Below are 7,094 nucleotides of genomic sequence, written 5' to 3' on the forward strand. Positions count from 1 at the left end.
AAGAAGAAAAATATAAAACACTATTTGGCTCATTATTTCTAAAGTAAGCCAAATAGTGTTTTTCTTTTAAATTAAATATATTACATAATATAAGTTATAAGAGAGTTATCATTTATTTATTTTTAGCTCTTATAAAGATCTTAATTATCTCGTTAGCTACAAGAGGAATTATAGATAATAAGCTAACTATAAACCAATCATTTAGGTTTAAGTCATAAACACCAAAGATATTAGCTAAGAATGGAACAGTTATTATAATATCTTGGAGGAAGATTCCAAAAACTATAGATAATATAAGGAACTTATTTGAGAAGAATCCAATTGTAAATATAGATTTCTCACTATGCCTCATGTTTAAGGAGTGAACTAATTGAGATACACTTAAAACTACAAAAGCCATAGTTTGAGCGTGCATTACATTATCATACTTATTAAGTCCTATTCTAAATGCAATAAGAGTTAGTACCCCAATTAAAGTACCGTTAAATATTAGAGAGAATCCACCTCTTTTAAGGATGTTTTCCTTAGGATTTCTTGGAGGATAATTCATAACACCACTATCACCAGGGTCCACACCTAAAGATAGGGCTGGTAAGGTATCAGTTATTAGGTTAACCCATAATATATGAATTGGTTGAAGTGGAGTAGCCCAGTTTAAAAGTATAGCTACGAATAAAGCCACAATTTCTCCAAGGTTACAAGATAAAAGGAACATAACAGATTTTTTAATATTATTAAAGATATTTCTTCCTTCTTCTATGGCAGATATTATAGTTGAAAAATTATCATCAGTAAGAACCATATCTGCAGCACCCTTGGCTACATCAGTACCAGTTATACCCATAGCAACACCAATATCTGCTGCCTTTAAGGAAGGAGCATCATTAACCCCATCTCCAGTCATTGAAACTATATTGCCATTAGCTTTAAAAGCCTTAACTATCTTAACCTTATGCTCAGGAGATACTCTAGCAAAAACCTTTAAAGAGGAGATTTTGTTTTTAAATTCTTCTTCAGAAAGTTCATCTAAATCAGCTCCAGACATACATTCATCTATACTACTTGCAATACCAAGTTCTTTAGCTATGGCAAATGCAGTATTTTTATGGTCACCTGTTATCATTACAGTACTTATACCAGCTTTTTTACAAAGAGCTATGGAGTCTTTAACCTCAAGTCTTGGAGGATCTATCATACCTACCATACCAATTAAGATTAAATCCTTTTCTAAGTCGTCTAAATTAACATTATGAGAGTCTAAATCTTTAAAGGCAGCACCTAAAACTCTTAGAGCATCATTAGACATCTCATTAGAAGCATCCATAATATTATTCTTTAATTCTTCAGTAAGAGGAACAATTTCCCCGTTTACATAAACAGCTTTTGAGATTTTTAATATATTATCTATGGCACCTTTAGTAAATACTTTAAAGGATTCATTATATTTATTAACTGTAGTCATAAGCTTTCTATCAGAGTCAAAAGGAATTTCATTAACTCTTTTATTTGAGACTTCTAAATCATCCTTAGAGAGATTGAATTTTATACCTGCCTCAAGAAGAGCTATTTCCGTAGGATCTCCTGTAGAATTATTTACTGAGTAAGTAGCATCATTACAAAGAATTAGATTTTCAAGAAGTAGTTTTTCAGAAGAATTATCTACATTAAAATCTTCAATATTATTTAACTTAGAGTTGGCATAAAACTTTGTAACTGTCATTTTATTTTGAGTTAAGGTACCTGTTTTATCAGAACATACTATATTTACAGAACCTAAGGTTTCCACTGCAGGGAGTTTTCTAACAATGGCATTTTCTTTAATCATTCTTTGAACTCCCATGGCAAGTACTATAGCAACAACTGCAGGGAGTCCTTCAGGAATTGCAGCTACAGCAAGGCTTATGGAAGTTAAAAGCATTTCAAACAGCGGTCTACCTTGGAAAAGAGAGATTATAAAAATAATTCCGCATATTAACAAAGCTCCTAAACCTAAGACTTTTCCAAGTTCCTCTAATTTTTTCTGAAGAGGAGTCATTTCATTTTCTTCATTTTCAAGCATTTTTGCAATTTTACCTATTTCAGTATCCATAGCAGTTGCAACTACAACACCAATACCACGACCATAAGTGGCAAGGGTAGAGGAAAAGGCCATATTCTTTTGATCTCCTAAAGGAACTTTTTCCTCAGAGATAGCATTACTAACCTTATCAGAGGGTACAGATTCTCCTGTTAAAGCTGATTCCTCAATCTTTAAGTTGGCAATTTGAATTAGTCTTAAATCAGCAGGAACATATCTACCAGCATCAAGAACAACTATATCCCCAGGAACTACATCTTCAGAAGAGATTTCTATAGTAACCTTGTCTCTTATAACTAAAGCTTTAGGAGATGAAAGCTTCTTTAAGGCTTCAAGAGCTTTCTCAGCCTTAGACTCTTGTACTACTCCAATTACTGCATTAAGCATTACAACTAAAACTATTATAATTGCTTCATTAAAATCTCCCATAATTGCAGATATAACTGCTGCTCCTAATAGGATATAAATCATTGTGTCCTTTAGTTGGGCTAAGAGCATTTGAATTACAGATTTCTTTTTCTTAGTGACTAACTGATTTTTTCCGTATTTTTCTAGACGTTGTTTGGCTTCTTCAGAGGTTAAGCCATTTACAGTATCACTGTTAAAGTGCTTTAATACCTCATCAGTTTCTTTGTTAAACCACATAAATCATACCTCCATTAATTTCAACATAGTTTTTTATAGACTTATTATTTCCTAATTGATTTTATATATAATATGAATTAGGAAAGAGATTATAAGGAAATAACCTAACTACAATAATAATTTCACATAAAATAAAGACTTATGTATAATGCATCATAAATGATACATTATACATAAGTCTTACTATTTCATGTAAAGCCAGATGTAATACACCGGTTGTTGACTTTACAGCAGAAAACCTGCTAGTTACTCCCTTATGTAGGATATAAGTAATTTGGTAATATTATACAACGTTTCCCATATAAAAGTCAATAGTTTTCTAGTTATTATTATTTATTATAATTAAAAGCTGTATAATATTACTCCCAGTAGAGCAGCTATAACTATAACTAGTATTGGATGAATTTTGCTTTTAAAACTAATTAAAGCAATAATAAGAGCAATTAATATTCCTTTAAAGTCTACAAAGGCTTCATTAGCTAAGGATATAAAAGCAGAGACTATAAGGCCTATCAGTGCAGGTTTCATACCAGTTAATATAGACTTTAATATTATGGAATCTTTAAATTTTATAATATAGTGAGTAGCTATGGATACAATTATAAAAGAAAAGAAAACTACTCCAAGGGTGGCAAATATACTTCCCATGACTCCCGCAACTTTATATCCTACAAATGTAGCAGAGTTAACAGATATTGGACCAGGTGTCATCTGGGATATTCCTATTATATCTATGAATTCTGAGGAGGTAATCCATCCATTTAATGTAACCACTTCTTTTTCAATCATTGGAAGCATTGCATAACCACCACCAAAGCTAAACATCCCTATCTTTAGAAAGGTTAAAAATAATTTTATTAATATCAAAGTTATTTCACCTTCTTTCTTAAAAATATAGCTCCATATAAGGCAGATGCTATAATAATTACAAGAGGATGAACATCAAATACAGAGATAAGTACTACAGTTAATATAAGAATTACTCCATTTATTATATTCCTATCTACAGATTTTGATAGACTTTTAACTGCTATTAGAACTAGAATAGGTACTGCAGCGGTTATTCCTTTAAAACCTCTATCAATCCATAAATTATTTCTAAAGTCCATAAAAAATTTGGCAACTAAAACTATTATAAAAAAGGATGGAAGTATAGAACCTAAAAGAGCAAATACAGCACCTAAAAAACCACCTATTTTATACCCTATAAATATTGAAGCATTTACAGCTAGTGCCCCAGGAAAGCTTTGGCTTAAGGTAATAATATCACTGAATTCTTCCTGGCTTATCCATTTTCTTGAGGCTACAACTTCTTTCTCAATTAAGGGAATCATTGCATAGCCTCCACCAAAGGTAAATGCCCCTATTTTAAAGAAACTAAAGAACATAGTAATAATTTTATTCATTTTACCCCTCCTATAGCCTTTATTATAAATACAACTTAAAAGAATTTCAAATTAATCGAATATTATAATATGAGTATTTATAGTTTTTTTAGAATATACTTAAATTTAGCTGCTTTTTAGGTTATAATAAAAGGTGATTATTTATAGATTAGAAGGGGAGAAGGTTATGGAAATTTCAAGAGTTAGAAAGGGGTCTTCCTTAACTTCAGAAAGGAAAAAGGTAGATCTAAAAAAAGATTTTTCCCAAAGTTTTAATTTCGCCAAGGAAAGAAAAAGTGAAGAAGAATTAAAGAAAATGCTTGAAGATATAAATAAAAGAGGAAATAGACTTGCTATAACTAAATGTTTTGCAGATGTTAGAGTTTATAAAAATCTAATTAGGGATTATTTAAAAACAGTGTTAAATCATATGTATTCAATAAAAAAGGATATAAGCTTTTGGCAAACTCAATATTTTGTTACAGTGGACATTATAGATCAAAAGTTAGAAGAGCTTACCAATATGATTATGGCAGGTGAAAAAGAAAATATTTCTGTAGCTTCAACTATAGATGAGATTCAGGGTCTTATAGTAGATATATATAAATAAAAATTTTATTTATATAAGTATTTAAAATCTTGTATTATAGATAAACCACATTATAAAAGTCACCAAATATCATTACTTAGGTATTATTCAAAGGTTAAGTTTTAAGGTGATTTTTCTATAAATTATCTCATTAATACATATAAAAAGGATTTTACTATTAATAACTTATAAAGTTTTAATAGTAAAATCCTTTTTTACTTTAATAATTTAATTACGAAAAATATTATATTAAACTTACTCTAAGAAGCTTCCATAGCTAGCATCTGATGGCATTCTAAGATCTCCTCTAGGGGAAAGGCTTATAGATCCAACCTTAGGTCCATCAGGAAGGGTAGAACGCTTAAATTGCTGAGTGAAAAACCTTTTAATAAATAATTTAAGCCACTTTTCTATAATTTCTTCAGGATATTCACCTTTAAAAGCCTCCTTAGAAAGGAATAGAAGTTTTTCATAAGAAGCTCCTTGTTTTATAAAGTAATATAAGAAGAAGTCATGAAGTTCATAAGGACCAACTATATCCTCAGTTTTTTGAGCGATTTCACCATTTTTATCCTTTGGAAGAAGCTCAGGGCTTACAGGAGTTTCTAGTACATCTATAAGAATTTTTGAGGTTCTTTCTTCAGTCTCATGTTCTGCCACATATCCAACTAGATATTTTACAAGGGTTTTTGGGATAGAGGAATTTACAGAATACATAGACATATGATCTCCATTAAATGTGCACCAACCTAAAGCAAGCTCGGATAGATCACCAGTTCCTATTAATAATCCACCTTCCTTATTAGCAATATCCATAAGAATTTGAGTTCTCTCTCTAGCCTGAACATTCTCATAGGTTACATCATGGTTATCCATAGGATGATTTATGTCTTTAAAGTGCTGAAGACATGCGGCTACAATATTTATTTCTCTAAAATCAGTACCTAATTCCTTGCAAAGTAGCACGGCATTGTTATAGGTTCTATCTGTAGTTCCAAACCCTGGCATGGTTATGGTTACTATATTCTTTCTAGGGATGTTTAGCATATCAAAGGTCTTTATTATTACAAGGAGGGCAAGGGTTGAATCTAACCCTCCAGATATTCCTATTATAGCTTTTTTTGCATTAGTATGTTCTATACGTTTTGCTAAGGCTGAGGTTTGAATATTAAATATTTCTTTGCATCTAGCCTCTCTTTCTTTAGAACCATTTGGTATAAAGGGATGTTTATGTATATATCTATCAAAGATTCCGTAATCATTAAACTTAAACTTAAATTTAATTTCCATAGGTCTTAAGGAAGCATTTTTTAAGCTATCTCTAAAACTTATATTTTTCTTTCTCTCCTCATTAAGTCTATCCACATCTATTATGGATGAAATAATCTGATTTTCTCTTTGGAATCTCTCATTTTCTTTTAGGGTAGTTCCGTTTTCTGTTATTCTTAAGTCACCACTAAAAAGTAGGTCTGTAGAGGACTCATGAACCCCAGCGGATGCATATATATAGGAGCTCATAGTTCTTGCACTTTGATTTTCTATGAGACTTTTCCTGTAGGAATTTTTACTAACAAGCTCATTAGAAGCTGAAAGGTTTCCTATTATATTAGCTCCCATTAGAGAAAGGTATGAACTTGGAGGTATTGTAACCCAAAGATCCTCACAGATTTCAAACCCAAGTTTTATATCTCCAGAAGAGAAAATAAGATTGGTTCCAAAAGGAATGTTTTCCTGAAAATCTAGATTAATCATCTCATCTTTTATGTTTAAACCTTCAGTAAACCATCTCTTTTCATAAAACTCACTATAATTTGGTATATAACTTTTAGGTACAATTCCAAGAACCTCTCCATTAAATATTATATAAGCACAGTTATAAAGACAGTAGTTATGTAAAAGTGGAGCACCAACTGCTATAACCATGTCTAAGGACCTTGAATATTCACAGATTTCTTCTATTGATTCATAGCTTTTATTAATAAGAGTACTTTGCATAAATAAGTCTCCACAGGTATAAGAGGTTGTAGAGAGTTCTGGAAATACAAGAATCTTTACATTCTCATCTCTTCCTTTATCTATACATAGTTTTATATTTTTAAGATTTTCTTCTATATTAGATACTTTAGTAACAGGACAGGCAGCCCCAACTCTAATAAAATTCATAGTCATCACTCCATAAAAATAATATTATATATATTTTGCCTATTTATAATATTATAATGTAAGATATTAAGGATAAGCAAATTTAACCATAAAGTATTCTAGTGGACTAATTATTTAAATTTTTAAGGAGGACTAGTATGTTTGAATTTAATACTAAAGAAGCAAAGTGGTTTTTTGAACCTAAAAATTATGTCATTGAAGAGGATAGAGTTGAAATTATAACAGAGCCTAACAC

General features: G+C 30.6%; 5 protein-coding genes and 1 pseudogene. 2 read left to right on the plus strand and 4 right to left on the minus strand.

All coding sequences use genetic code 11. The features are described 5' to 3' along the window. Positions 1 to 112: 112 nt before the first annotated feature. The 3 genes from AB2369_RS09805 to AB2369_RS09815 form a co-directional block, all read right to left on the minus strand. Positions 113 to 2,722: a calcium-translocating P-type ATPase, SERCA-type gene (locus AB2369_RS09805; protein ID WP_367666299.1), complete on the minus strand. Its 2,610-nt coding sequence runs from the start codon at positions 2,720 to 2,722 to the stop codon at positions 113 to 115. A gap of 342 nt (positions 2,723 to 3,064) precedes the next feature. Continuing rightward, positions 3,065 to 3,589, minus strand: coding sequence for a chromate transporter (locus AB2369_RS09810; RefSeq protein WP_367666300.1), 525 nt, complete (start codon positions 3,587 to 3,589; stop codon positions 3,065 to 3,067). Positions 3,590 to 3,591: 2 nt separating this feature from the next. Further along, positions 3,592 to 4,128 carry a chromate transporter gene (locus AB2369_RS09815; protein ID WP_367666301.1) on the minus strand — a complete coding sequence of 179 codons (537 nt, stop codon included), beginning with the start codon at positions 4,126 to 4,128 and terminating at the stop codon, positions 3,592 to 3,594. 166 nt (positions 4,129 to 4,294) lie between these two features. Between AB2369_RS09815 and AB2369_RS09820 the strand changes: the two genes are divergently transcribed. Then, positions 4,295 to 4,717: a YaaR family protein gene (locus tag AB2369_RS09820; RefSeq protein ID WP_367666302.1), complete on the plus strand. Its 423-nt coding sequence runs from the start codon at positions 4,295 to 4,297 to the stop codon at positions 4,715 to 4,717. Positions 4,718 to 4,951: 234 nt separating this feature from the next. Here AB2369_RS09820 and AB2369_RS09825 read toward each other — a convergent pair whose 3' ends face one another. Beyond that, on the minus strand, positions 4,952 to 6,859 hold the full coding sequence (locus AB2369_RS09825; protein ID WP_367666303.1) for an NAD(+) synthase: 1,908 nt from the start codon (positions 6,857 to 6,859) through the stop codon (positions 4,952 to 4,954). Positions 6,860 to 6,996: 137 nt separating this feature from the next. Between AB2369_RS09825 and AB2369_RS09830 the strand changes: the two are divergent. Beyond that, a pseudogene (locus tag AB2369_RS09830) lies at positions 6,997 to 7,094 on the plus strand (DUF1349 domain-containing protein); the annotation flags it as partial.

The organism is Clostridium sp. (assembly GCF_040797585.1).
Lineage (GTDB): Bacteria > Bacillota > Clostridia > Clostridiales > Clostridiaceae > Clostridium_Z.